A 26316-nucleotide genomic window follows, 5' to 3' on the forward strand; every position below is an offset into this window, starting at 1 on the left:
ATGACAAAAAATATGGGATCAACCGACAGAATTATAAGGACAATTATTGCAATTGTTGCCTTGTACCTTTATTTCTCGGGAATTGTAACGGGAGTTTTGGGCATTGTGTTAATTATCATTTCCGCCATTTTTCTAATAACGAGTTTGGTTAGTTTTTGTCCGCTTTATACTTTGTTTGGTATCAAATCATGTAAGACGCATTAAAAGGAGAAGCTTCAATTTTCTATTCCCTTAGTAGGTTTGGTAAAAAAAGGGTAGATAGGATAGAAAAACCGTATCCGGAACTAGACATAAAAAAAGGAACAAACTCTTTTGGGAGTTGTCCCTTTTTTCCGGTCAATTTAGACACTTGTCAATTCGAGTAAGCTATTATTTATTCATCAAAATCGTCCTCAATATCATCTTCTCCGGGTGCTCCCAAGTCAAACATGCTACTGAAAAGATCATTGAATTGCATGCCTGTGTCCAGTAGCTTCTTGCTCAGCTGGCTGTGCTCTGCCAAACCATGAAGTGCGAACTCCATGTAAAACTCTTTTTCTTTCTCCGGAAGCTCTTTTACAAATTGTGTGGTGATTTTCTCCAGTCCCGGAACATCCTGCAATAATTTTTTGTATTCTTTATCGCTTTGTGAGGCCAATATGTCCAAGCTATTGCCTTCGCCAAACCAGGAAAGTGGTAAGACATAAGGATTGCCTTCTTTGGCTTTCTTTTTCTGTTCAGGGGAAGGGAAATGCTGAGAAAATAGGGTGCGAATAGCTTTGCCGATAAGGTTGTAAGCCACCAATCCAGCACCTTCCTGTTCTCCTTCATAGACCAGTTCTACCTTACCGGTGATGGCGGGAATTACCCCTATTAGGTCGACTATCCGAACAATGGTTTCATTTTCACCATTCAGGTAGAACCTTCGTTCTGCAGCCGAAATAAGATTTTCATAGGCAGAAATGGTCAGTCTGGCAGAAACACCACTTTTCTCATCCACATATTCACTTTCTCTGGCCTCTACTGCAATTTGTTCGATCAGGTCTTTCATCAGCTCAGGAACATGGATTCTATCCATTGGCCTGTTGTTGACTTTAGCTTCCTGCTCGGTTATTTTTCTTCCTATTTCGATGCTTTTCGGATAATGGGTAATGATTTGACTTTCAATCCGGTCTTTGAGTGGAGTGACGATACTTCCTCTGTTTGTATAATCCTCAGGGTTGGCTGTGAAAACAAATTGTATATCCAAAGGAAGCCTTAATTTAAACCCCCTGATTTGTATATCTCCTTCTTGTAGAATATTAAACAATGCCACTTGAATTCTGGCTTGTAGATCCGGTAATTCATTGATCACAAATAGAGAACGGTTTGACCTAGGAACAAGGCCAAAATGGATGACTTTTTCGTCGTTATAGGACAGCTTCATGGTGGCCGCCTTGATGGGGTCTACATCACCTATTAGGTCTGCAACGGATACATCAGGAGTTGCCAGTTTCTCCGTATAGCGGTCTTCTTTTGCCCACCAAGTGATGGGCGTATCATCTCCCTTTTCAGCAATCAATGTTTTGGCAAAAGTTGAAATGGGCATGAGTGGGTCATCATTGAGTTCTGCTCCTTCCACTACCGGTACATAATCGTCCAACAGCATGGTCATCATTCTTGCAATCCTTGTTTTGGCTTGCCCTCTCAATCCCAGAAAGTTGATGTTGTGTTTGGAAAGAATGGCCCTTTCTATGTCCGGTATTACCGTATCCTCATATCCCCAAACGCCTTCAAAAACATTTTCTTTGTTTTTGATTTTGCGAATGAGATTGTCTCTTAGTTCTTCTTTGATGGATTTGGGACTGTAACCAACCGCTTTTAATTGTCCCAGGTTTTTTATTTTTAATAGATCTTTTGCTTTCATTTTGCTGTATTCCATGTTTTAAAAACGTTTGGTTCTGTTTCTTCGGTAATCTTCAAAAATTAAATGTCCCAAGCCCTGCAAGTTGCTATAATAGGCATTGCCGTTATTCACCGTAGTAAATTCTTTAACAAACTCTTTCAGGTAAGGGTCAGAGGCGATCATAAATGTGGTGACAGGGATTTTTAACCTTCTGCATTGTGCAGCAAGTTTAAGCGTTTCCTTGAGAATTTTGCTGTCTATACCAAAGCTGTTTTTATAGTATTTGATGCCCACCTTAAGGCAGGTAGGCTTGCCATCAGTGATCATGAAAATCTGTTTGTTTGGATTTTTTCTTCTCCTTAAAAGATTCATGGCCAGTTCAAGTCCGGCCACTGTATTGGTGTGGTAAGGCCCAACCTGAAGGTAGGGTAAGTCTTTGATTTCAATTTGCCAAGCGTCATTCCCAAACACAATCACATCTAGCGTATCTTTGGGGTACCTGGTCTTCACCAATTCGGCCAAGGCCATGGCTACCTTTTTGGCCGGGGTGATCCGGTCTTCACCGTAGAGGATCATGCTATGGGAGATGTCAATCATCAAAACAGTGGAAGTCTGGGTCCGCATTTCACTTTCCACTACTTCAAGGTCATCTTCGGTTAGAAGGAAATCTCCGGAGAAACCGTGGTTAATCTGAGCATTTCTTAGCGAATCTGTCAAAGCAATCTGATCCAAATTGTCGCCAAAAGCAAAAGGTCTGCGGTCTGTACCCCTTTCTTCTCCGGGGCCGGTGTGGTTGGTCTTGTGCTGTCCGCCTTTTCCACGCTTGAGTTTTCCGAAAATTTCTTCCAAGGCATTTTTTCGGATGGATTGCTCTGCCTTTCCGGTAATATTTATTTCTCCCTTGCCTTTTTTTTCATCCAAGTAACCTTTGCTCTTGAGGTCATCAATGAAGTCTCCAATGCCATAGCCCGGCTTGGTCATATTGTACCTCTTGTCCAAATCGGTGAGCCAGCTAAGTGCCTCCGCAGCATCTCCTCCTGTCATGGTGACCAACTGAAGGAATATATCCAAAAGCTGTTCAAAAGTATTTTTATCTTCGTCCTTTTGAGGGACAAATTTACTGAATCTAAAACCTTTCATAGTAGGGTAACAAGAATTAAGGCCGAGAGGTTTAAACTAAGTCAAATACCTCAAAGAAATTTAGACTTTAAAGGATTGCAGATTTGGATCCACTCATTCCAAGGGTGTAATTATATGCGTATTGACTTTTTTTAAGGTCATAAATTGAATTGATCTTAGGGGGCTCTATAGCCCAAGAACACCTCTTGTAAGCAATAGTAAATCAAGTAGCTAACATTTCCTTGATTTTTTCAGCCTGGAGGTTGCAGTTGATCCACTCCTCTTCCATGGTGGCATTGTATTTTTTGTAAAAATTAATTGCCGGTTCATTCCAATCTAGAACCTGCCACATCATGCCTGTGCAACCTTCCTCAAGTGATTTGGCCATTACTTTTTCAAAAAGCAATTTTCCGGCACCTTTTCCGCGCTCTTTTTCAGTGACAATATAATCTTCCAAATAGAGGCGCTTGCCTTTCCAAGTGCTGTAACGATAATAATATATAGCGGTTCCGATAATGGTCTGAGTTTCCTCCTTTTCCAACACATAAAAACCAAAAACAGGTTGAGGTCCAAACCCATCCTTTTCCATCATTTCAAGGGTATTGGTTACTTCCTCAGGGGCTTTTTCATACAATGCCAATTCTTTGATCAGTTCAAGAATAGCAGGTAAATCCTCTTTTTTTCCTTCTCTAACAGTATACATAATTTGAAATTAATAAAATTGGTCAACTTTACCTTTGTAAGCCGAAGCTTTCTCTAAAATTTTTATTGGTAGATTTTTGCTTTTTGGATGACTTACAATTTTTATCTTTGAGACTTAACCCTTTGAATTATGTTTCTATCAATTGATGCAGGAAATTCTAATATTGTATTTGGTTTTTATCAAGAAGTAGATGATTGCTGGGAGGAAGTCCTTCGGATCCCAACAAAAAAAGACCTCAAGGTTTTTAATTTGGAGAGAAAGGTTGCCATGTATTTTTTGGAGAAAGGTTGGGGAACCGATCGCATAGACCTAATAGGAATCAGTACTGTTGTGCCGGATTTAGAACCTGTATTGATCCAATTTTGCCAGCGGTTTTTTGGAAAAGAGCCCTATGTTGTCAATGAGAATAGCTACGAAAAACTGCCTGTAACAGCGATGAACCCCAGAGAAATAGGTTCGGATCTAATGGCCAATATAACTGCTGCTTATTTGCAATTTAAAGCGGCTTGTATTGTCGTAGATTTTGGAACAGCCTTGACCTTTAGTGTGGTGGATAAAGATGGGGAAGTTATTGGGGTGAACATTGTACCAGGGATCAAAACTGCCATCAACTCCTTGTTCAACAATACCGCGAAATTACCCAAAGTGGAATTGGAATTGCCCGAATCAGCTTTGGGAAAAAATACGGTTCATGCCATTCAGGCAGGCATTTTTTATGGTTATTCGGGCTTGGTCAAAGGAATGGTGGAGGCCATTGAGAAGGAAACCGGAAAGGAATATCAATTGCTGGTTACCGGAGGCATGTCCTCATTAATGGGGCATTTGGGGGATAGATTCAATAATGTGGATATCAACCTGACATTGAAAGGAATTTATGCAATCACAAAACTTAATTTTGATCAATGAGTGTAATCCCTGCCCTGTTAAGGAAAGCTAAGGAATGGATACATGTGGGAACAGAATCAATCTTCTATCATCTCCGATAAGCGTGAACCAAGGTTTGAAATGTTTACCACCTTTTCTGAAAAACCGGAAATATTGGACAGAATAATTACGGCATTTTTCCTTTCTATATCCAAGGTAAAAGAAGAGGCATATCCTCCGGTTCCCCCTCCATGCCACAACCATTTGCCATTTTTTTTATTTTCAATCATCCAGCCAAGTCCTATGGCCTTTTCATAAGGGCTTATAGAAAATGTTTTCTTTTGTGTAAGGGCCAATGCCTGATTGGCCGGATTGAATTGAGCAAGGGCAAATTTAGTCAGATCTTGGGTACTGGATAGAATGGCCCCGGCACCTTGCAAAACATTTAAATCCCAGTTGGGAGTAACCTGACCTTCCACGTCCAGACCTTTGACAAGCTTTTTCATAACCTTTTCCCTCTTGACGGTTGTGGATTGCATATTAAATGGAATGGCGATTCTATTTTGGATCATTTCTTCATAACTTGAAGAATCTATCTTGGTCAGAATATAACCCAATAGTCCTACTCCCAAATTTGAATAGTCAAATTTTAGTCCTGGATTCTGCTTTAGTTCTAGCTGTTCTGTGAGGTATATTCTCAATTTTTCTACCCCATAATCTTTGTAGGGATTGGCTGTATCCACTTCTGAAAGGATCAGGTTATCAGGGAGCCTGGGTAAGCCTGAACTGTGGTTCGAAAGTTGTTGCAGGGTAAATTCAGCTGTGTTATTGAGTTTCCATGGCAAATATTTACTGGCAGGGTCATTGAGGTTTAGCTTGTCTTCGAGGCTTAAGCCTGCCAGTAATGTAGCGGTAAATACTTTTGAGATAGACCCAATTTCAAAGACCTTATCATGGTTTTCTACTGAGAACAAGGTGTCATTTTCTAATTTCACTCCATAAAATTCCGGTTTTCCATTCTTTATTATGGCTATGGAAAGCTGGGTTTGGTTAAAAAAACCTTTGGCTTCCGTATGAATCAATCTTGATTGGCCTTCCGTAATTTTACCTTCATAGGCTTGCTGAAAGTTAACGGCAGCGCGCTCTTCCTGACAGCTGATTCCAAGACATGCAATTAGAACAAGAATTATAAATTTTGACATAAAAGTTTACCCTTTGCTTGGGTTGAAGATATCAATTAAATCCTTGATTGCCTGAGGAATAGGTGAATATCGTTCTGGAGTTCTTTATTAATTAGTCAAGAACCTAATTCTTTTGAACGACCTGTTTAACAATTTATCCCAATAAAACGTATAAGCTGAATTAAAGTTAATTTCTACGGCAAAACATTATTGAAATGGAGCTGGTTTTTAAAGTAATCACCGTTTAATTACCTTTGGGCATCATATAAGCCGGACTGTCTTTTGCTCACCTGGCTAAAAGGAGAAAAATATGAAACGATACTATAAAATACAGGCCGTTTTGGTCTTTGTCTTACTCTTTACAATTAGTGGATTGGCACAGGATAATAAAAAATTAACACTTGAAGCGGTTATAAAAGACCAGGTTTTCACCCCCAAAACCGTTCAAGGCATCAACTGGATGAAGGATGGAAAATTCTACAGCAGTTTAAAAACGGTGGCAGGTTTTCCTCAGGTAGTAAGAATTAATGTGGCTACAGGTGAAGAGAGTGAAGTATTGATTGATGGTAGGGAATTGGGGCTCAATTTTAGCAATTACGCTTTTAATCCGGAGGAAAGCATGGCCTTGCTGGGATCTGAAATAGAGCCCATCTATAGGAGATCTACCAAAGCAATCTACCATTTGCTTGACCTGGAAACCGGAAACTTGAAAGAATTAGAAGAGGGAGAAAAAATCTCCTATGCCAGCCTTTCTCCTGACAATCAGAAGGTGGCCTATGTAAAAGAAAATAACCTCTATTACTTGGACCTACAAACCGATAAAAAAGTTCAGGTTACTTCAGATGGAGAAAAAAACGCCATTATCAATGGAGCTGCAGATTGGGTTTATGAAGAGGAGTTTTCCATGTCCAAAGCTTTTTCCTGGTCTAACGATGGCAGTAAACTGGCCTATATTCGATTTGACGAAAGTGAAGTGCCGCTTTTCAATATGCAAAAATGGGGTGCCTTGTATCCGGAAGATGAGCATTTTAAATATCCTAAAGCCGGGGAGAAGAATGCTGTGGTAAGCATCCAAATCTACCATCTGGAAAATGCGCAGACGCAAACTGTGGATACCGGTGCGGATACTGACATTTATTTGCCCAGGATGTATTGGGCAGCCGACAACAATACCCTTGCTATTATCCGTTTAAACAGGCTACAAAATCAGATGGACATCTTGTTTGCAGATAGCCAAACAGGAAAAACCAAAACCATCCTCTCTGAAACTGCAGAAACCTATGTGGACATGGATTACAATGACAATTTTCTCTTTCTTCCAGAAGGAAAAGGATTTATTGGTACCTCTGAGAAGGATGGTTTTAAGCATGTCTACCAATATGACATGGAAGGAAACAAAATTCGTCAAATTACAAAAGGCGAATGGGAAGTGACTGAATTGGTGGCTGTGGATAGCAAAGAAGGGAAAGTGTATTACGTTTCTACTGAACAGTCCCCCCTTGAAAGACACTTTTATTCCATCAATTTAAAAGGGAAAAAGAAAAAGCTACTTACTCCTGAGGAAGGCACACATTCCATTAATATGAGTCCCGATCAGCAGTATTATATTGATGCTTACAGCACCGTTACGCAGCCTTTGCAGGTTGTTTTGAGTGATAATGAAGGGAAAGAGATTAAGGTATTGGAAGACAATCAAGCACTTCAGGAAAAAATGAAGGAATACGCATATCTTCCTAAGGAATTTTTTGATTTTAAAACCATAGATGGCACCAGTTTGAATGGCTATATGATAAAACCCGTGACTTTCGATCCATCGAAAACCTATCCTGTACTTATGTACGTGTATGGTGGTCCGGGTTCTCAGAATGTAATGAACAACTGGGGTAGCACCCGTGATTGGTGGCACCAACACCTGGCTGCCGAGGGGTATATCGTGGTGGGCATAGACAATAGAGGTACTGGAGGAAGAGACTTTAAGCACAGCACTTACAATCAGTTGGGAAAACTGGAGACAGAAGATCAAATCGCAGGAGCGAAATACCTCGCTGAACTGCCTTATGTAGATGCAAGCCGGATTGGCATATGGGGTTGGTCTTACGGGGGATATATGTCTTCACTGGCACTGATGATCGGCAATGAAACTTTCAAAACGGCAATGGCTGTGGCACCGGTAACGACCTGGAGGTATTATGATACCATTTATACCGAGCGCTTTTTACAGACCCCTCAATTAAATCCTGCGGGATACGATGATTTCAGTCCTATCAATCATGTAAACAAGCTCAATGGTAACTTTCTATTGGTACATGGTACGGGTGATGACAATGTACACTTTCAAAACAGTGTTGCTTTGGTAGATGCCCTAATAACGTCCGATAAGCAATTTGACAGCTTTTACTATCCCAATAGGAATCATGGGATTCACGGTGGCAACACTACTTGGCACCTTTATAAAATGCTGACCAATTACGTGAAAGAGAAACTGTAATCCAACTGGTCTAAGTTTAGCGAAGCGTAACTTAGACCTAAAATGGCGAAAGTTTTCAACTTTCATAACCAAAATTTAGGTAGCAAATATAATAGGTAAAACACCCTTTCCTCCTGCATAGTCAATGGCACTACTATACTGATAATGTTCAGGTGTTGTTACGAGTCCTGCTTTTACAGGATTTTGATGAAGGTAATCCAATCGCTGCGTCAGCATTTTTGCATTAAAAAGTGCTATAGGGTGGTTACTTTGTTGCCAAAATTGAAATTTTTCATTGTTAGCATTTCTTTTGCCCGCCCTTTCAAACATCCAAAGCATCCATTCTTTCCTGCTTTCTTTTGGGTTTTCGGCAATCAATTTTAACAAAGCTTTGGAGGTATGCCGCTTTAAATCCCTCATAATGTCTGAAAGTCTATTGTTTTCGGAACTAATGATAAGGTGTACATGGCTAGGCAATATGCACCAAGCATACAATTCAAGGCCTTTATTTTTGCTACAAAAGACCAGAGAATCTACGATAATTTCAAAATAGATCTTTCTCGTAAATACGTCTATCCAATTTACGGTAGCAAAACTTACGAAATACAGTTCACGGGAATCATGGAAAACATATTTTCTGCCCATAAAACTAACATGTCTAAATTTTTGAATATTTTTTTAAAAATAGATTCTGAGCTTTTAATTTAGTAAAAATCAAAATAATTAAACCTTACTCAAGTTGAAAACTTGAATGATGGTGGGACGAAGTTACCGCTATCGCTCAAACTTCGACCAGTAATCCAACTGGTCTAAGTTTAGCGAAGCGTAACTTAGACCTAAAATGACGAAAGGTTTCAACTTTCATAATCCATTGCTGTAATTTAAAATGTAATATGAAATCGTTAACTTCATGGAACATAAAAAAATGATTCGTAGGGATATCCAATCAATTAAAGTCGACCTTATCCATTGGCTCACTGAGCTTAAGGATTTGTCTGTCCTTGAGCAACTTCAAGTCATGAAAGCGAAACAAGAAAGTTCTTTGAAATTAAATTCCGAACAGACGAAGGAACTGGACAGCAGGCTTAAGCGATATGAAAATGGGGAAATGAAGTTCTCGTCTTGGGAGCAAGTTAGAGAGAGGATAAAAAGTCGGCTGGTTTAAATTTAGAAACCGGTAACTTAGACTTATAATGGGTTTTTCTGCCTCGTTAATCTAGTAAAAATTAGCATGTTTTAGACCCACTCAAGTTGAAAATTTTCGTTATGATGGGACGAAGTTACCGCTCTCGCTCAAATTTCGTCCAGTAAAGAATTTTAGCAAATCATAACTTCGACCAGTAGAAACAGTAAAAGATAGGGTTATTTACCAAAGATGATATATACAGGCAAGCAAAACGAATATTTTGAAATTCAATCCATTGACTCTACTAACTGTAAACACCTGTTAGAAAGTCAGCCGGAGGTTTTAAAATTGATCTGGTTTACCTCAGATAATAATAAACTACTAATTGATGGGATTCCTTATACTTTCAATAAAAATGAGTTATTAAGCTTGTCGCAGCTCAATAAACTGGAATTCAAGAAAATCAATACCATCAATTTATTAAGGTTCAACCGGCAATTTTATTGTATTTTGGATCACGACAGTGAGGTCAGTTGTAAGGGCGTTTTGTATTATGGAGCTGCTACTCCACCCATTATAAAGGCAGCCGACAAGGAACTGGAAATACTCGAAACGGCTTGGAAAATGGCCGTGCTTGAGTTCGAAATGAAGGATGACCTTCAATTAGAGATGCTTCAGATGATGCTTAAGCGGATACTTATCTTATGTACCCGTATTTTTAAAAGGCAGCAGTATCACGAAAGTCCTACTCCTAAACAAAATGATTTATTCAGGGAGTTTAACTATTTGGTAGAAACACATTTCAGAGAAAAGCACAGCGTGGCCGAATATTCAGAACTGCTCTTTAAAGCCCCTAAAACCATTTCAAATACTTTTAAAAAATTAAGTAAAAAAACGCCTTTGCAGGTGATTCAGGAAAGGATTATGTTGGAGGCTAGAAGGTTATTGTATTATACAGAAAAGGACGTTTCAGAGATAGGTTATGAGCTAGGATTTCAGGACATTCAATCCTTTAGCAGGTTCTTTAAAAACCAAATTGGGATATCTCCTTCGGAATTTAGGGAGAAAAAATAATGGCTTCATTTCCTGATTCCTTTTCTGGTCTAAGTTTAGCGGCGCGTAACTTAGACCTAAAATGAGAAAGTTTTCAACCTTCAAAACATAGACTTACAATAGCAAAATCCACGAAGTAATGTTTTGAAGGTTATGGAAATTCTATTTCCTACCCATAAAACCATTATATTTTAGTAAAAAAAAGGCCCTTTATGTCTTACTCAAGTTGAAAACTTGAACGATGCTGGGACGAAGTTGCTGCTATCGCTCAAACTTCGACCAGTAACGACATTTTTTAATCAGTGGTATGCACTTGCATAATATCCGGTGGCCACAGCCTTAATGATTGCAATGGGAGTTAATAGTACCGTCAAAATCACAGGCTTTAGGGCAAACTTAAGCCAGAATTGTACGAGATACCACTGATGGATAGGACTGCCATTAGGTGCCATTGGTAGGGACAATGAAGTCAGTCCTTACTGCGTGTAAAGTTTATGGGCGTTTTAAAAGAGAAGCCAAATCCGCAGGAGAGTAGTTAATGGACTTTAGTGTTTTATTGTCTTCCTTGCGATAAACCAAAAACACCTCATCAGATTTAACATAATAGCAGTCGGTGCCTTTACTTTGGTAATGTGCAACTGTGGCTTTTGCCTCCTCTTCATTTTTACAGGCTTTGCTCATATTGGATCTTTGAACCTCATCAAAAAGGCTTTTGAATTGATCTGCCAAGCCAAACTCCAATACTGCTCCGGACAATACATACTGGATATCACAAAGTGCATCGGCTACTTCTACTAGGTCGTCATTTGCAATGGCTTCTTCCAATTCCTTTAATTCTTCAGCGATTAACGAAACCCGAAGTTTGCAGCGGGATTTATCAGGAATAACCGGTGAAGGCAAAATAGGGTGCTTAAAGGTCTGGTGAAAATCGGCTACTGCTGTTAAAGTCTTGGGATCTTTCATGGTGATTTATTCTTCTGGTTTCAAAGAAAAAAAATGTTGGCTTATGAAACCAGTATATGTCAAATTAATTAATCAAAAGAAGCACTTTGATTTCCGGAGTTTCAATTGAATAAAACTGAAATTGCATTTTACACCTTTTTCCGGCCAGATATGATCCTTCGGAAAGGTGGTCAATTTCCCTGCCCCTCTATAAGGATTTATTCATTTATTTTTAACGAAAATAAACAAGGGCTTAACCAGCAGTTTATTAGGGGATTATGAAATTGAATGACTTTATCTATTAAATAAGAGTTAATTTTAGCAGTTGTTTTTTTAAGCATTGTGAATTAAAATAATTATTATTAAGAGACTTTTACTTTCAAATTAGCTTTATGGCAAAACGGGCAACAAGTAGTACCTCGAAAATTTTTGTACTCGATACATCGGTCATTTTATATGATCACCATTCCATTATGAATTTTGAAGAACACGATATAGTCATTCCAATTACCGTATTGGAGGAGCTGGATCAGTTTAAAAAAGGGAATGATACCAAGAACTTTGAATCCCGGGAATTTATTCGGCTTCTAGACAAACTTTCCGAAGACCAGATGATTCAAAATTGGACACCTTTGAATGGAAAAAACAAGGGTTCCTTTAAAATCATGATGAACCCGGAGAATAAGCTCAATGCCAATGAGATCTTTGGCGAAGAAAAGAATGACCATAAGATTTTAAATGCGGCCTTAAGCCTTAAGCAAACGGAGACCAACAGAAAAGTCATCTTGGTGAGCAAGGACATCAACTTAAGGTTGAAGGCCAAGTCCTTGGACATTGCAGCGGAGGATTATGAAACGGGGAAGATTAAGAATATTAGTGAAATAGAAAATACCGGCAAGGGGATTATTGACAATTTAGACAATGAAATAATTGATGACCTGTACGAAAAAGGTAGCCTTACGGGAGCAAAAGTTTTTGGGAAAAGGAGAAAAAACCTGCCGGAAAACAATACTTTTTATATTTTGAAGGGCTTGGAAAGCAATGCTTCCATCCTGGCCTTTTATCATGCAGCGCAAAATGATTTCTCAAAAATATCAAAGACAAAAGCTTACAATATAGGTCCTAAAAATGCCGAGCAGGCCTTTGCTCTGAATGCCATATTGGACCCCAATATAAAGCTGATGACCATTCAGGGAGTGGCAGGTACAGGTAAAACCTTGCTGGCACTTGCCGGTGCTTTGGAGCAGCGCAAAGATTACAAACAAATATTTTTGGCTCGACCAATTGTGCCTTTGAGCAATAAAGACATTGGTTATCTGCCTGGGGACATCAAGTCCAAATTAAACCCCTATATGGAGCCTCTATGGGACAATTTAAAGTTTATCCAAAACCAATACCAAGAAACCGATAAGGAATACCAAAGGATTAATGACATGATCAATCAGGAAAAATTGGTCATTCAACCACTTGCTTATATTCGAGGACGTAGCTTGTCCAATATTTTCTTTATTGTGGATGAGGCCCAGAATTTAACCCCTCATGAGGTGAAAACCATCATTACCAGAGCGGGGGAGAATACAAAAATAATTTTTACCGGTGATGTTTTCCAGATCGATACACCTTATCTGGATAGTCAAAGCAATGGCTTGTCTTACCTGATAGATAGGGTAAGAAAACATCCGCTATATGCACACATTAAACTAGAAAAAGGGGAAAGGTCTGAATTGGCCAATTTAGCCAATGACTTGCTTTAATAGGGAATATGCAACAGGTTTACTATTGCATATTCCATGTCTAATATTTTAATTAACTTTCAGTAATGGTGTTGAGCTTGGCCAGAAAGCTGTTGTAATACTGCCTTCCCACTTGTACGACATCACCTGTTCTCAAATTTATTTCTTTAGTGTTAAAGCTTTCTATTTGAGCCAATTGAACAATGTAGGACTTTTGTACCCTCAAGAACAAATTTGAAGGTAGTTTTTCTTCCATGTCCTTCATAGATTTCCTTATGGTGAAATTTCTGTTTTTAGAGAATATTGTCACCATGTTGCCATTTGCTTCCACATAATAAATGTCGCTATAGTCTACCCTTTCAAAACTATTGTCAGCTTTGATATAGACTGCATCTATTACCAGGTAAGGGCTTTCTGCAATTTTTGAAGAACCACTGTCAGATAAAGCCGGCCTTGTCCTTTGGTTATATAGCACAATTTCAACCATGGCGTGGATGTCATTGCTATTAAAAGGTTTGACGATAAACCCAGCAGGGTGCGTTCTTTTTGCTCTTTCTATAATGGCAGGATCGCTATAAGAGGTTACATATACAATTGGTGCATCCACCATTTGCTGTATTATTTCTCCCAATTCAATACCATCCTTGTCCCCTTTCAACTTGATATCCATAAATACCATGTCAGGCCGGTACTTCTTTACTACTTTGATGGCTTGGTTTGCAGAATTGGCGATATCAATATTTACATAACCTAAAAGTTGTAATATTTCTTCAATGTTTTCAGAAATATTTACATCGTCCTCAACGATCAGTATTCGTTCTTCTTTCATTTCTATACTGTTTTAATTGAAAAATCTAAAAATTAACACTCCAACGAAATTTACAAATAAAATACATATAAATGCACAGAACAACCAATTAACTGACCATTTGATTTCAATATTTTTTATTAAAATGATTATAAACTCATCAGATCCTTAAATCTTGCTGCCTGTCTTCTACTCACTTCAATTCGTTCGCCCCCTTTTAAGGTCACTACCAGACCTCCATTAAACCATGGTTCAATACTTTCTACCCAACTTAAGTTAATAATATGTTTTCTGCTTGCTCTAAAGAAAGATTTTTCATCCAGTCGCTCGTCTAGTGCATTGAGTGATTTATGAATCATTGGCTTGTTTTTCTCAAAATAGACTTTGATATAGTTGCCATCAGATTCAAATAACCTCACGTTTGCCAATTTTACAAACCAACATTTGTCTCCATCTTTGACGAAAACCTGATCGTTTAAAGAGAGTTTGTCCTTAGGTAAATCAACCTCTTGGGCTTCTTCTTTCTTTAATTCTTCAAGTTTTTTCTCAAGCTTTTTAAGTGTTTCAGTTAATCTATCCGGTTCAATTGGCTTTAGCAAATAATCTAATGCGTTTACTTGAAATGCCTGCAGGGCAAATTCATCATACGCGGTTATGAATACAACCAAAGGAACAAAATCTAATTCCTCCAGTAGGTCAAAACCTGTTTTTTCAGGCATCTGAATATCCAAAAACACAACATCAGGTTGTAGGGATTCAATTTTTTCCTTGGCTTCATCCACATTCGGTGCCTCTCCAAGAATCTCTATATTGTCATTTTGACCAAGCAAACTGATAAGCTCTTTTCTAGCCAATCTTTCATCATCTACTACTAATACACGCATACTATTTATATTTTAACCTAAATTTAACCTTTTTGTTTTGGTATTTTTATTTCTGTAACCACAAATTCATTTCCATAATTGAAAATTTTGAATGAGGCCTTGTTTCCAAAAATAAGTTTTAACCGTTGAATGGTGTTGGCGATGCCGTGGCCCTCGCCTTTTTTCTTGGGTGTCCCTGATGGTTTTAATTGACCACTGTTTCTAACCCAAATGTATAAATCATCTAGTAAGCCCACAGTACACTTGACTTCTATAATCCCGCCTTTCATCAAATTTGAAATACCATGTTTGATGGCATTTTCAACGATGGTCTGTAGCATCATTGGTGGAATGCGGTATTGATTGGTTTTGGGTTCTACATCATAAATCACTTTTAACCGCTCCTCAAAACGTATAGATTCAAGGTTTAGGTAGTCTTTTACTGTCTTCATCTCTTCAGACAAAGGGATGGTCTTGTGCTTGTCTACTACCAAAGAATACCTTAAAATATTGGACAGTTGGGTAATTGCAGATTTTGCTTTGATTGGATCCTCATCCACTAAGGCACGAACACTGTTCAATGCATTAAAGATAAAGTGTGGATTTAACTGATTGCGTAGATGGATCAATTTGATTTCATTGATTCTTGCTTGGTATTGCAGGCTGGAATTGTAATTGTCCAGGAAATAAAATAGAAAATAAAGCAATGACCATAAAGAATAATAAAGAAAGCTGGTAAAAAGGTTAACCATCAAGACCAAGGGCCTAAAATCTTGAGGATAATGTAAAGTGCCAAATACCCAGTTGATCAGGATTTGAGAAAAAGTATTCATTAAGCTCAAGATCAAAACAGCCGTCAGTACATGACTTATCAGCTTAGTGGTGGGAAATTCAAGCCAACTATTGTGTTTGATTTGGTGCCGAAAAAAATGGGTAGAAGCAAAATAGATTATTGCCAAAGAAAAATACGCGCCAATTTGAATAGGGGTGATCCCCCGAGCCATGGATGCAAAAAACAGGTTGACCAAAGCAAAGCTCAGCCAACCAAAAATTTGTAACAACCAATATAGCTTGTTTTTATTCATTCAAGTCCCTACTTCCTCCGGCGGATATGTGTTTACTGTATTGAGGCCGATTTGTTCAAAGGTATTTTGTCAAGAATTTTATTAATCAAATCACGGGTGCTTACATTGTCAGCCTCTGCTTCATAGTTTAGGATTATCCTGTGATTCAGCACATCTTCTGCCACCTCCTTGATGTCTTCAGGCAAAACATAGTCTCTTCCTTGCATAAAAGCATTGGCTTTGGCCGCTAGGTTAAGATTTATGGATGCTCTGGGAGATGCACCGAATTGTATGTATTTTGCCTCTTCATGCATGCCGTATTTTTCAGGGTATCTGGTGGAAAAGACAATCTCAATGATGTAATTCTCTAATGCCTCTGCAATTTGAACTTCATTGATGGCGGTTCTTATATCGAAAATTTCCTCTTTGTTTAAAATGGGTTGTACCTCTGAAATGAATTTTGAATTGGTCATTCTTCGCATTACCTCCAATTCATCCGCTTTCGAAGGGTATTCTATATTTACCTTCATCATAAACCTATCTACCTGCGCTTCTGGTAATGGGTAAGTTCCTTCTTGGTCTACAGGGTTTTGGGTGGCCAAAACCAAAAAAGGCTTGTCAAGGGAAAAGGTGTTTTCACCAATGGTAACTTGTTTTTCCTGCATCGCTTCGAGCAAAGCAGATTGCACTTTCGCAGGAGATCTGTTAATCTCATCAGCTAAGATTATATTAGAAAATATCGGACCCTTTTTTACTTCAAAATTGGCGTTCAATTGATTGTAGATCATGGTACCTATCAAGTCAGCAGGTAACAGGTCTGGGGTAAATTGAATACGCTTAAAATCCAGATGAAGCACTTTCGAAAGTGTGTTAACTGTCAGGGTTTTGGCAAGGCCCGGGACCCCTTCTAATAAAATGTGTCCGTTGGTAAACAAGCCTATTAAGAGTCTGTTGACCATCTTTTCCTGACCAACTACTATCTTTTTTACTTCGTTTATAACTTCCTGAATCTTCTCCTGATGCATAATGGATATTTGAAATTTCTATTGATATTTTGCCTATAAGAAGCCTAAATTAGAATAAAACATTCTTTATCACAATTTAGAACCTTTTCTTCTTTTTCATTTTTCTACTATTGGTACTTTTATAGTGCTCTCCGGAATGTGGTTTACCGGAAATCCCTAAAGAAGAATAAATGGATTTTTGATCAAAAGACCTAACTTCCCCTACTTCAAATCCTTCAATCGTTAAATTTTCTACTGACCATCTGACCAAACGGAGTGTTGGAAAGCCTACGGCTGCAGTCATTTTCCTTACCTGTCTATTTTTACCTTCCTTAAGGCTTATAGCTACCCAAGAGTCAGGAACATTTTTTCTATAACGAATAGGAGGGTTCCTTTCCGGTAACAGCTGTTCAATGTCTTGAATTAATTTTGCCTTGGCTTTTAAGGTTTTATGGGGTTTTTTATTCACAGTTATGATTACCCCTTGCTCCAGGTCTCGCACAGCCTTGTCTGTGATTTCTCCTTCTACCTGCACCCAATAAGTTCTTTCATGCAAATAAGTAGGGTCAAGTAATAAGTGATTGAGTTGTTTGTCATTGGTTAAAATGAGTAAGCCTTCACTGTCTTTGTCTAACCTTCCTACAGGGTAGACGTCGGAAGGGAAATCTCCAAGTAAGCCCAGCGTGTTTCCTTCACCACTAAATTGACTCAAAACGCCAAAAGGCTTATAAATGATATAATAACTAAATGACATATGATTTGGCTTACCTCAGCAATTGAAATAATTCGTTTAATTGAGGGGTAAGAATAATTTCTGTCCTCCGGTTTTTTGCCCTTCCCTCAGGAGTTTCATTGGATGCTTTGGGGTAATAAAAACTCCTTCCAGCTGCTGTTACTCGTTCTGGCTGTACATCATATGCATTGGTTAAAACACGAACAATGGCCGTTGCTCTGGCTGTACTTAATGCCCAATTGTCCTCAAATCTACCCCTGATTGGTACATTGTCAGTGTGCCCTTCTACCAATATTTGAATGTCCGGACTGTTGCTTATCACTGCTGCTAATTTGCTCAAAGCTTCTTTTCCCTCTTTATTTACAGTGGCACTTCCTGAAGGAAATAATAACTTGTCTTGTAAGGAAACATACAATTTTCCATCTTGTTCATAGACTTGAAGTTCATCAGATCGGTATTGAACCAAGGCTTTATCAATGGTTGTTTTTAAACCTTCCATAATCGCTCTTTGTTCGTCCAGCAGGTTTTGCAACAGGTCAAGCCTTTCTTGTTGTTCCAGCATCCTTTGTTCCTTTGCAGTCAGCTCTTGCTGCACAGAAGAAGAAGTTGCAATGGCCCTTTCAAGTTTGGCTTCTAGTGCTTCGTTTTTTCTATTAGAAGCCTCCAAGTCTTCTTCCAGCTTATCGGCCTTTTTAACAAAGGCTTCAAGGCTATTGTTGGTGCTGTCCAGCTTGTTTTCCGTCGTTCTTAAAGAACGCATCATTTCTGCATTCCTTATGTTTACTTCGTTGTATTTCTTCTGCGGTACGCATGCATACCACAATGGTAGGATCAATACGATACTTCGAAAAATAATCTTGTTCCACATAATTGTCTTGTTTTAAGTAATCTGTAACGAAAAACATACCAATTTAATGGCTTCTCTTCGAAATTTGGCATTTTTGCACAAATAGTTCAGGAAATCCTGCTCCAATTCATTTCGTTCTTTCTGAGTCTAGACAATTGATCAGCGATGGGTTTATTTTCTAACTCCTTAAGGTGAGGGTCTTTCTCCAGAATCGATTGTGCTGAAGCCCTGGCTTGGACCAAAATCTCGCTGTCTTTTCCAATGTCTGCAATCTTTAAATCTGTAATTCCCGATTGTTGGGTGCCGGCCAAATCCCCGGGGCCACGAAGCCTCAGGTCTACATCAGCAATCTCAAATCCATCGTTGGTCCTAACCATGGTGTCCAGTCTTACCCTACTGTCTTTACTTAGTTCATATTTACTCATTAATATACAGTAAGATTGGTCTGAGCCTCTCCCTACCCTTCCTCGCAATTGATGCAGTTGGGACAAACCAAACCTTTCTGCATTTTCGATCACCATAACCGAAGCGTTTGGAACGTTTACTCCTACTTCTATGACCGTAGTTGCTACCATTATTTTTGTTTCGTCTTTGACAAACCGGTTCATCTCAAACTCCTTATCAGCAGGTTTCATATTGCCATGCAATATACCAACAGGCATTTCGGGGAAAGCCCTACAAATACTTTCATAGCCATCCATTAGGCTTTTCAGGTCGCTTTTTTCAGAATCTTCAATCAAAGGATATACAATATAAACCTGTCGACCCTTGGCGATTTCTTTTTTCAAGAAGCCAAAAACTTTGAGCCGGTCTTTGTCATATCTGTGAACCGTCTGTATGGCCTTTCTGCCTGCGGGCAATTCATCAATCACAGAAATGTCCAGGTCTCCATACACTGTCATGGCCAGGGTTCTGGGGATGGGTGTAGCAGTCATTACCAGTACATGGGGATAGAAATCACTGTTCTTGCCCCATAATTTCGCTCTTTGTGCCACGCCAAATCGATGTTGCTCATCAATAATGGCCAGGCCTAATTGCTTGAAGACCACCACATCCTCTAACAGTGCATGGGTGCCCACCAATAGGTTCAATTCACCCGAAGCTTCATGAATGATTGCCCTGTTTTTCTTATTAGTAGACCCGGTAAGCAAGGCAATCTTCAAGCCCATTTGTTCCGAAAAATCTTTTAAGCCCTCATAGTGCTGGGTAGCTAAGATTTCTGTTGGAGCCATCAGGCAGGTTTGGTAGCCTGAATCGACAGCTACTAATAGACAGATAAAAGCGACAATGGTTTTTCCTGAGCCTACATCGCCCTGGACCAACCTGTTCATTTGAAGCCCGGATTTTAGGTTGCTGTAAATTTCCTTAATTACCCTTTTCTGGGCGTTGGTAAGGTCAAAAGGAAGAAATTCTTTGTAAAACTTGGTGAGCAAACCTGTTTTGTCCAAAACCTTTCCTCTGAATTTCTCGGTTCTGGCCAGGTTCATTTTCAATAAACGCAGTTGCAAGAAAAAAAACTCCTCAAACTTCAATCGGTAAAGGGCTATTTTTAATGCTTGTTGGCCAGAGGGAAAGTGAATTTCCTTGAGAGCTACCGGCTTTCTTTCCAAGCGCAAGGATTGGCAAAGTGAAAGTGGAAGGGTTTCAGGAATCTTGGGCAGAACCAAAGGCAATAAGGTTTCTATGATTTTGGAAATGCCTTTACTGTCTAGGTACCTACTTCTTAGTTTTTCTGTGGTGGGATAAACCGGTTGGAAGCTTGCCTCTTTTTCTTGCTTATGGGTAAGGGGTTCGATTTCAGGATGTGCAATGCTGATTTTTCTACCAAATTGTTGTGGTTTGCCAAAGACAACCATAGGAACACCTTTGACCAGTCTTTTACTTACCCACTGTATGCCTTTAAACCAAGTCAATTCTATAAGGCCTGTTTCATCCCTAAATTGAGCCACAAGTCTCTTTTTTCTTCCATCACCGATAATTTCTAAAGAAGAAACGGTTCCCACAAGTTGCACTTGCTGTAGGTCTGATCGGATGTCTGCTATTTTATAATATTTGGTCCGGTCTTCATACCTGAAGGGGTAATGTTGTAGCATTTCACCAAAGGTGAAAATATCCAACTCTTTATTGATAAGTGCTGCTTTTTGAGGGCCAACACCTTTCAGGTATTCGATTTTAGTATCAAAGAATCCGGACAAATCTAACTATTTAATACTTCACAGAAACTTTTTTTTCAGCTCAGATTCAAGTGCCTTGATTTCCGGCCTTTTCTCGATAAACGCGGTTAGCAACTCCGCTTGGTTTTTGGCACGATGAAGATTTTGTTCTTTATAGGTTACCTGATAGTACACATTGCCCATCAAATGGTCCGTTAAAAAACGAAGTCCCATGATAAGGGTCATCATTTCAGCTCCAAAGGGAATCGAGTCCATTTCTTTATTCGTAATATGGCCTGCCAATACGGTGTAAAAGCCTTCGAGTAAGCCCTTATATTTAACCATATCAACATGAATGTTTCCCCAATCTAAGGAGGACTCATCTCTGGTACACGCCACTGTACGGGCAAGGTCTCCAAAATCATAAAATACAAAACCGGCCATGATGGTGTCCAGATCAATTACTGCATTGACCTTCTTTAGGTCTTCACTAAAGATCAGATTGTTGATTTTGGTGTCATTGTGCGTAGCTCTAAGTGGCAGCTGATCACGGTAAATTCTAAACTGCTTCAATAACTCCTTTTGGGCCTCATAATAGGCGATCATTTCCTCTGTCTCCTTGTCGATTTCAATGGTAGGATTTTTTAAGGCTTGATCAAATTGTTCATACCTCCATTCCAGGTTATGGAAATCTTGTATGGTATCTTGGAGTTTGCCGGGGTCTGTTTTGGAGAATATTTTGACAAAGTAAGCAAAAGCTTCCGCAGCAATTTCAGCTTGTTCTTTTTCTTCAATGTCATCTCTGGTTAGCCCGGTTACAAAGGGAAAAAGGCGGTATTGTCCCCCGTCTAAGGTTGTAAATAATTCCCCTTTGCGGTTAGGAATAGGCAAGGGCAAAACAAAAGGGAGCTTAGCCGGGTCAAAATTATCTAAGAGATATCCGAGATTATTTGAAATTCGCTCAGGGTACTTAAAAACTGTGTCATTAAATTCTTGTAAAATATAGGATTTGTTGGGGCCATCCACTTTATATGTCTTATGAATGTGACCCGAACCGAATCTATTGGCTACCATTTGGCCTTCGTCTAATGCGTAAGCAGATTTTAAGGCATCTAATATTGTTTCTTTCATAGTTATAATTCAAAAACCCTATAAGGTTAATTATTTTGACACTTTCAAATAGTAAATTTACGATACTTTTAAATATATGTTATTGAAAGAGTTTATATTTACTTTTGAAGAGATTGCAAACACTTTAAAATGAGTGCTCAGACTTAGTTCCACAAATATTTAAAGGAATTAATTAAAATAATTGAAAAAGTTTTATTTATTTAGAAAAATTTTCTTCTTACTTGGGAGATTAAAATTATTACTTCATCATCATTTGTAGAAAAAATATACCATAAATAAGTCACCATGAATATTTCAATCCTTGATTGGGCAATAATTATTTCATTTTTTGTTATCTCAATGTTAATAGGGGTATTTGCCTCTAAAACAGCAGGTAAGAACGCTAAAGAATTCTTCCTTTCCGGAAGAAACATGCCATGGTGGCTTTTGGGTGTCAGTATGGTGGCCACCACTTTTTCTGCAGATACGCCAAACTTAGTAACGGATATCGTAAGAAAAAATGGCGTGTCCGGCAACTGGGTTTGGTGGGCTTTCTTGTTGACAGGTATGTTAACAGTATTTGTCTATGCCAAACTTTGGAGACGGTCGGAGGTAACCACCGATCTGGAGTTTTATGAATTGAGGTATGGCGGGAAAGGTGCTGCATTTTTAAGGGCCTTCCGAGCCCTTTACTTGGGTGTCTTTTTCAATGTTGTAATCATGGCCACGGTTTCTTTGGCAGCAATTAAGATCTTTGGGGTCATGCTTGGCCTTAGTTCCTGGGAAACGCTATTGATTGTTTCTGTAGTAACGGTGTTTTATAGTTCATTGGGAGGTTTGAAAGGAGTATTGCTTACAGACTTTTTTCAATTTTTCATTGCCATGGCCGGAGCTTTTGGCGCAGCTATATATATTGTAAGCTTACCCGAAATCGGAAGCTTGGATGCTTTGCTAACCCACCCAAATGTTTCAGATAAGCTAAATATCATACCTGATTTTAGCGATTGGAATTTACTTATCCCTCTATTTATTATGCCTTTGGCTATTCAGTGGTGGGCCACTTGGTACCCTGGAGCTGAGCCGGGAGGTGGAGGATACATCGCACAAAGGATGTTGTCTGCCAAAGATGAAAAGAATGCCATTGGTGCCACCTTGTTATTTAATGTTACCCATTATGCCATTCGTCCATGGCCCTGGATAATTATAGCATTGGCTTCGCTTATTATATTTCCTCAGTTGAGTGACATGCAAGCAGCCTTCCCAAATATTGAAGAAAGTAAACTGGGAGATGATTTGGCTTATTCTGCCATGCTTACCTTTCTTCCAAAAGGACTTATTGGAATTGTACTTGCTTCCCTTATTGCAGCTGTAATGTCTACACTATCTACCCACCTTAATTGGGGTTCCTCTTACGTTGTAAATGATTTTTATTCCCGGTTTGTTAAGCCGGATGCTACAGATAAGGAATTAGTTGCCGTAGGTAGAATTTCAACGGTGGGATTAATGGTACTTGCCGCGTTATTGGCAACTGTACTTTCAAATGCATTAGAGGCCTTTAATATCTTGTTACAAATTGGAGCAGGAACCGGATTAATATTTATTCTTAGGTGGTTTTGGTGGAGAATCAATGCCTATACTGAGATTTCTGCGATGATTGTATCCTTTATTGTAGCCATCTATTTTGAATCCATACACAATAAATTGGGCTTTTATCCGATTCCTGATGACATGGCCTACCTTAAATTACTACTGGGTGTTTCCATTACCACCATTACCTGGGTGGCAGTTACCTTATTGACCAAGCCTGAGGACGACGAAGTATTGCTTGCCTTCTACAAGAAGGTTAGGCCTGCATCTCATGGCTGGAAAAAACTATTGGCTAAATACCCTGATGTAAAAGAAGAATTTGGTCAATTGCCTATGGAGATTGGTTTGATGCTAATCGCTTCAATTATGGTTTATTCGGCCTTATTCGGTGTAGGTTTCTGGATTTATGGAGAAGTATTACCTGCTATTATTGCTTCTGTGATAGCGATTGCCGGTGGTGTTCTTGTGTTTAAAGGCTGGAAAAAAATGAGATAAAACATAATGAAATTATAAAATTGAAATCATGGGAAGAAAGGTAGAAAGATCTTTCTTCCCATGAATTAGTTGGAAAATCCTAATAACAGTTGGATATTTGCAGCTACCAAAATAAATCTTATGGCTAATGAAACGGCTGAAATATTAAAAAACAATAAACTAAGGGTAACGAGCTGTAGAAGAGAGGTGCTCAATACATTTCTAGTTAGAAAGATTGCCTTGTCTCACGGTGATCTCGAAGAGGCGTTAAAGGATAATTTTGATAGGGTTACCATTTATAGGACGCTAAAGACCTTTTTAGAAAATGACCTTGTTCACAAGGTCCTGGACGATACCGGTGCGGCAAAATATGCCTTGTGCAACCATGGCGCAGATGAAGCACATCATGACCATGAGCATGTCCATTTCAAGTGTGAAAAATGTGGGAATACGAGCTGTTTAGAGGATATTTCCTTGCCTAAAATCTCTTTGCCTAAGGGGTATAATCCCAAAGAAATGAGCCTCTTAATCCAAGGGACTTGTAATAAGTGCAAATAAATTAATAATGCACGGGTGTTTTATCTTTCTCATCGGAAGGCCACACAATGCCCGGGGGTAAATCAATCACAGGTGGTGTGTTGGTTTCTACACCTCCATCGCCATCATCATCATTATTTTTCCTGTTTCGTTGAATTTTTGACTTAGTTAGCGTGGCCACGAAGTAAATCAATACTACGTAGGCTATGCCACATAAAATCAAATCTATCACCAGGCTATTCATCATATTGAAGGTTTGATGTTTAAGATACAATAATAATTTGAATATATCAACATACGATCCAGTAGATTAATCCAAGATTTAACGGTGCTCTGGGTAATAAAATAGTGATCAAGCTATTTGTTTCTTGAGAATGACAAAGGCAAGAGTGTCTAAGTTGGAAATTTTAAGTAGAACTCAGGTAATTATTCTTCAACTCCTCGATTGGGAATTGCTAAAAGTATGCACCTCGCTTCTTACACCCTTGGAATTGGATCGAAAAAGTGTAAAAAAGTGAAAAGGGATACCCAATAAACTTGCTATCTAATGGATAAGGTAAGATATTTGCCCAGCAAAATGAATATTTTAAAATGATCGTAAAGACAAAGAAATATAAACTGGAAACAGGCACCTATATCAAACAAGGGTTGATGAATATTTTAAAAGAGCAATGGTGGGTAGTTTTGATCGCTATTGCCATCGCTTGCGGCTATTTTTGGATCCCTTCTTGGTGGTGGATCAGCATGGCTATCTTGGCCTATGTATTGTATTGGCTTTTTTGGGTAATACAATTTGCAGGGGTTACACAAATGGAGCAAAACAAGGTGATGTTTGAAAAGCTTTCCTATGAAATTGATAGCAGGCAGATCTTGATGAAAATCAATAGTAAGCAAGGAATGCCAATTAAATGGGAAATGGTAAAGGATGCTCAAATTAAAGATGATGCTTATATTCTTGTTTTGTCAAAAGCACAGTTTATTCATCTTCCTTTCAAGATTTTCAATACACAGAATGAAGTCAAATTTGTAGAAACAATATTGAAACGAAAAGGGTATTTGGCTTAAAGGTTCAAAACTTCGTCAAACAATAAAAAAAGGGCAGGTATAATCATTACCTGCCCTTTTTGCATTCTTTGAATAAACCTTATAGAAAGCTGTCTGCTTTTCGGTAGGCTTGGATTACTGCTTCTTCACCCTCTTTTCCTGAGCCGAAATTACCATGCTCCATGCCACACACACCTTTGTATCCTTTTTCGTAAATGTATTTGAAGACATTTTGGAAGTTGATTTCTCCCGTACCGGGCTCTTTTCTGCCCGGATTGTCACCAATTTGGATGTAGGCAATTTCATCCCAACACATTTCCATCAAGGTAATTAGGTGTCCCTCGTTTTTTTGTTGATGGTAAATATCATATAGAATCTTACAACTAGGACTGTCCACTCCTTTACAAACGAGATAGGTTTGTGGGGAGTACCTTAGGTACAGGTCCGGGTTGTCACTTAGTGGCTCAAGTACCATCGTTAAGCCATGAGGCTCTAGGATTTCAGCACCTTTTCTAAGTGCTTCTATGACATTGGCATTTTGGATGTCTAGTGGTAAATTTCTTTGAAAATTACCAGGAACTACTGTGGTCCATTTTGCATTGACCCTTTTGGCTACTTCTACGGCTTTTTTACAACCGTCAAGAAATATATCTACATGTTCCTGCTTGCCTGCGGCCAATGTATTGGCACCATTGCCTCCTTTATTCAAGACAAAAACGCCCATGGTCATCCCCAGTTTTGCCAAATGATTGCCAATTTTTTCCTGCATGGCAGGTGTCCTTTTCATCATGCCATTGTCTTCAAGGCTTCTAAAGCCTCGCTCATGCATGTAGGTTATTTGGTCTAGCAGGTCATCTCCTGCCAGATTTTTAAACATACCAAAGTGAGGTGCATAGTCCAAATTGAATGTAGCGTCTGCCTTTGGGGAGGCAGCTTGAACCGTCTGGTTAGCGCCTACACCCACCATTCCTGCTGCGGCTGTTCCTAAGGATACGTTTCGAATGAATTTTCTTCTTTCCATGGTATTAGTTACTGCAATT

25 protein-coding genes are annotated in these 26316 nt (G+C 38.9%); 9 read left to right on the forward strand and 16 right to left on the reverse strand.

Annotation, left to right across the window (positions count from 1 at the left end):
• The first annotated feature begins 12 nt into the window (after window positions 1–12).
• Window positions 13–204, forward strand: coding sequence for a DUF2892 domain-containing protein (locus tag AAC037_RS00215; RefSeq protein ID WP_339900769.1), 192 nt, complete (start codon window positions 13–15; stop codon window positions 202–204).
• A gap of 169 nt (window positions 205–373) precedes the next feature.
• Here the strand turns inward: AAC037_RS00215 and AAC037_RS00220 are convergent, their stop codons facing one another.
• From AAC037_RS00220 to AAC037_RS00230, 3 genes are all read right to left on the reverse strand, one after another.
• Entirely contained in the window at window positions 374–1900 is a 1527-nt protein-coding gene (locus tag AAC037_RS00220) for a magnesium chelatase (RefSeq protein ID WP_339900740.1), read from the reverse strand.
• A 3-nt stretch (window positions 1901–1903) separates the two neighbouring features.
• Window positions 1904–3004: a VWA domain-containing protein gene (locus AAC037_RS00225; protein ID WP_339900742.1), complete on the reverse strand. Its 1101-nt coding sequence runs from the start codon at window positions 3002–3004 to the stop codon at window positions 1904–1906.
• A 202-nt stretch (window positions 3005–3206) separates the two neighbouring features.
• Complete coding sequence (locus AAC037_RS00230; RefSeq protein ID WP_339900743.1) at window positions 3207–3686, reverse strand: GNAT family N-acetyltransferase; 480 nt, start codon at window positions 3684–3686, stop codon at window positions 3207–3209.
• A gap of 129 nt (window positions 3687–3815) precedes the next feature.
• Here AAC037_RS00230 and AAC037_RS00235 point away from each other — a divergent pair, with 129 nt between their 5' ends.
• Window positions 3816–4592, forward strand: coding sequence for a type III pantothenate kinase (locus AAC037_RS00235; protein WP_339900745.1), 777 nt, complete (start codon window positions 3816–3818; stop codon window positions 4590–4592).
• Window positions 4593–4648: 56 nt separating this feature from the next.
• Here the strand turns inward: AAC037_RS00235 and AAC037_RS00240 are convergent, their stop codons facing one another.
• On the reverse strand, window positions 4649–5752 hold the full coding sequence (locus tag AAC037_RS00240; protein ID WP_339900746.1) for a serine hydrolase domain-containing protein: 1104 nt from the start codon (window positions 5750–5752) through the stop codon (window positions 4649–4651).
• A gap of 289 nt (window positions 5753–6041) precedes the next feature.
• On the opposite strand from AAC037_RS00240, the gene AAC037_RS00245 reads away from it, so the two are divergent.
• Window positions 6042–8219 carry an alpha/beta fold hydrolase gene (locus AAC037_RS00245; RefSeq protein ID WP_339900747.1) on the forward strand — a complete coding sequence of 726 codons (2178 nt, stop codon included), beginning with the start codon at window positions 6042–6044 and terminating at the stop codon, window positions 8217–8219.
• A 75-nt stretch (window positions 8220–8294) separates the two neighbouring features.
• Here the strand turns inward: AAC037_RS00245 and AAC037_RS00250 are convergent, their stop codons facing one another.
• Entirely contained in the window at window positions 8295–8843 is a 549-nt protein-coding gene (locus AAC037_RS00250) for a transposase (RefSeq protein ID WP_339900748.1), read from the reverse strand.
• 265 nt (window positions 8844–9108) lie between these two features.
• Here AAC037_RS00250 and AAC037_RS00255 point away from each other — a divergent pair, with 265 nt between their 5' ends.
• Both AAC037_RS00255 and AAC037_RS00260 read left to right on the forward strand, forming a co-directional pair.
• Window positions 9109–9363, forward strand: coding sequence for an addiction module protein (locus tag AAC037_RS00255; protein ID WP_339900749.1), 255 nt, complete (start codon window positions 9109–9111; stop codon window positions 9361–9363).
• A 210-nt stretch (window positions 9364–9573) separates the two neighbouring features.
• On the forward strand, window positions 9574–10398 hold the full coding sequence (locus AAC037_RS00260) for a helix-turn-helix domain-containing protein (protein ID WP_339900750.1): 825 nt from the start codon (window positions 9574–9576) through the stop codon (window positions 10396–10398).
• Between the two features lie 471 nt (window positions 10399–10869).
• Here AAC037_RS00260 and AAC037_RS00265 read toward each other — a convergent pair whose 3' ends face one another.
• Entirely contained in the window at window positions 10870–11340 is a 471-nt protein-coding gene (locus tag AAC037_RS00265; protein WP_339900752.1) for a nucleoside triphosphate pyrophosphohydrolase family protein, read from the reverse strand.
• Window positions 11341–11711: 371 nt separating this feature from the next.
• On the opposite strand from AAC037_RS00265, the gene AAC037_RS00270 reads away from it, so the two are divergent.
• The gene (locus AAC037_RS00270) at window positions 11712–13073 is read left to right on the forward strand and encodes a PhoH family protein (RefSeq protein WP_339900753.1); all 1362 of its coding nucleotides are present in this window, start codon (window positions 11712–11714) and stop codon (window positions 13071–13073) included.
• A gap of 52 nt (window positions 13074–13125) precedes the next feature.
• Here AAC037_RS00270 and AAC037_RS00275 read toward each other — a convergent pair whose 3' ends face one another.
• The 8 genes from AAC037_RS00275 to AAC037_RS00310 all read right to left on the reverse strand — a co-directional run bounded on the left by AAC037_RS00275 (window position 13126) and on the right by AAC037_RS00310 (window position 21655).
• Window positions 13126–13881 carry a response regulator gene (locus AAC037_RS00275; RefSeq protein ID WP_339900754.1) on the reverse strand — a complete coding sequence of 252 codons (756 nt, stop codon included), beginning with the start codon at window positions 13879–13881 and terminating at the stop codon, window positions 13126–13128.
• A 128-nt stretch (window positions 13882–14009) separates the two neighbouring features.
• Window positions 14010–14744, reverse strand: coding sequence for a LytTR family DNA-binding domain-containing protein (locus AAC037_RS00280; protein ID WP_339900755.1), 735 nt, complete (start codon window positions 14742–14744; stop codon window positions 14010–14012).
• Between the two features lie 23 nt (window positions 14745–14767).
• On the reverse strand, window positions 14768–15808 hold the full coding sequence (locus AAC037_RS00285) for a histidine kinase (RefSeq protein WP_339900756.1): 1041 nt from the start codon (window positions 15806–15808) through the stop codon (window positions 14768–14770).
• A 32-nt stretch (window positions 15809–15840) separates the two neighbouring features.
• Window positions 15841–16812 (reverse strand): MoxR family ATPase, encoded by a 972-nt coding sequence (locus AAC037_RS00290; protein ID WP_339900758.1) that lies wholly within the window; start codon window positions 16810–16812, stop codon window positions 15841–15843.
• Between the two features lie 76 nt (window positions 16813–16888).
• On the reverse strand, window positions 16889–17545 hold the full coding sequence (locus tag AAC037_RS00295; RefSeq protein ID WP_339900760.1) for a pseudouridine synthase: 657 nt from the start codon (window positions 17543–17545) through the stop codon (window positions 16889–16891).
• Window positions 17546–17555: 10 nt separating this feature from the next.
• The gene (locus tag AAC037_RS00300) at window positions 17556–18392 is read right to left on the reverse strand and encodes an OmpA family protein (protein ID WP_339900761.1); all 837 of its coding nucleotides are present in this window, start codon (window positions 18390–18392) and stop codon (window positions 17556–17558) included.
• Between the two features lie 86 nt (window positions 18393–18478).
• The gene (gene recG / locus AAC037_RS00305) at window positions 18479–20566 is read right to left on the reverse strand and encodes an ATP-dependent DNA helicase RecG (protein ID WP_339900762.1); all 2088 of its coding nucleotides are present in this window, start codon (window positions 20564–20566) and stop codon (window positions 18479–18481) included.
• Window positions 20567–20584: 18 nt separating this feature from the next.
• Window positions 20585–21655, reverse strand: a complete 1071-nt coding sequence (locus AAC037_RS00310) for an aminoglycoside phosphotransferase family protein (RefSeq protein WP_339900764.1) — start codon at window positions 21653–21655, stop codon at window positions 20585–20587.
• A gap of 285 nt (window positions 21656–21940) precedes the next feature.
• Here AAC037_RS00310 and AAC037_RS00315 point away from each other — a divergent pair, with 285 nt between their 5' ends.
• Window positions 21941–23716, forward strand: a complete 1776-nt coding sequence (locus AAC037_RS00315; RefSeq protein ID WP_339900766.1) for a sodium:solute symporter family protein — start codon at window positions 21941–21943, stop codon at window positions 23714–23716.
• A 120-nt stretch (window positions 23717–23836) separates the two neighbouring features.
• Window positions 23837–24253, forward strand: coding sequence for a transcriptional repressor (locus tag AAC037_RS00320; RefSeq protein WP_339900767.1), 417 nt, complete (start codon window positions 23837–23839; stop codon window positions 24251–24253).
• Window position 24254: 1 nt separating this feature from the next.
• On the opposite strand, the gene AAC037_RS00325 is transcribed toward AAC037_RS00320, so the two are convergent.
• The gene (locus tag AAC037_RS00325; protein ID WP_339900771.1) at window positions 24255–24476 is read right to left on the reverse strand and encodes a hypothetical protein; all 222 of its coding nucleotides are present in this window, start codon (window positions 24474–24476) and stop codon (window positions 24255–24257) included.
• Window positions 24477–24823: 347 nt separating this feature from the next.
• Between AAC037_RS00325 and AAC037_RS00330 the strand changes: the two genes are divergently transcribed.
• On the forward strand, window positions 24824–25297 hold the full coding sequence (locus tag AAC037_RS00330; protein WP_303613205.1) for a YcxB family protein: 474 nt from the start codon (window positions 24824–24826) through the stop codon (window positions 25295–25297).
• A gap of 79 nt (window positions 25298–25376) precedes the next feature.
• Here the strand turns inward: AAC037_RS00330 and AAC037_RS00335 are convergent, their stop codons facing one another.
• Window positions 25377–26297: a TIM barrel protein gene (locus AAC037_RS00335; protein WP_339900773.1), complete on the reverse strand. Its 921-nt coding sequence runs from the start codon at window positions 26295–26297 to the stop codon at window positions 25377–25379.
• Window positions 26298–26316 lie beyond the last annotated feature (19 nt).

The sequence above is a fragment of the uncultured Cyclobacterium sp. genome, assembly GCF_963976465.1.
GTDB lineage: Bacteria > Bacteroidota > Bacteroidia > Cytophagales > Cyclobacteriaceae > Cyclobacterium.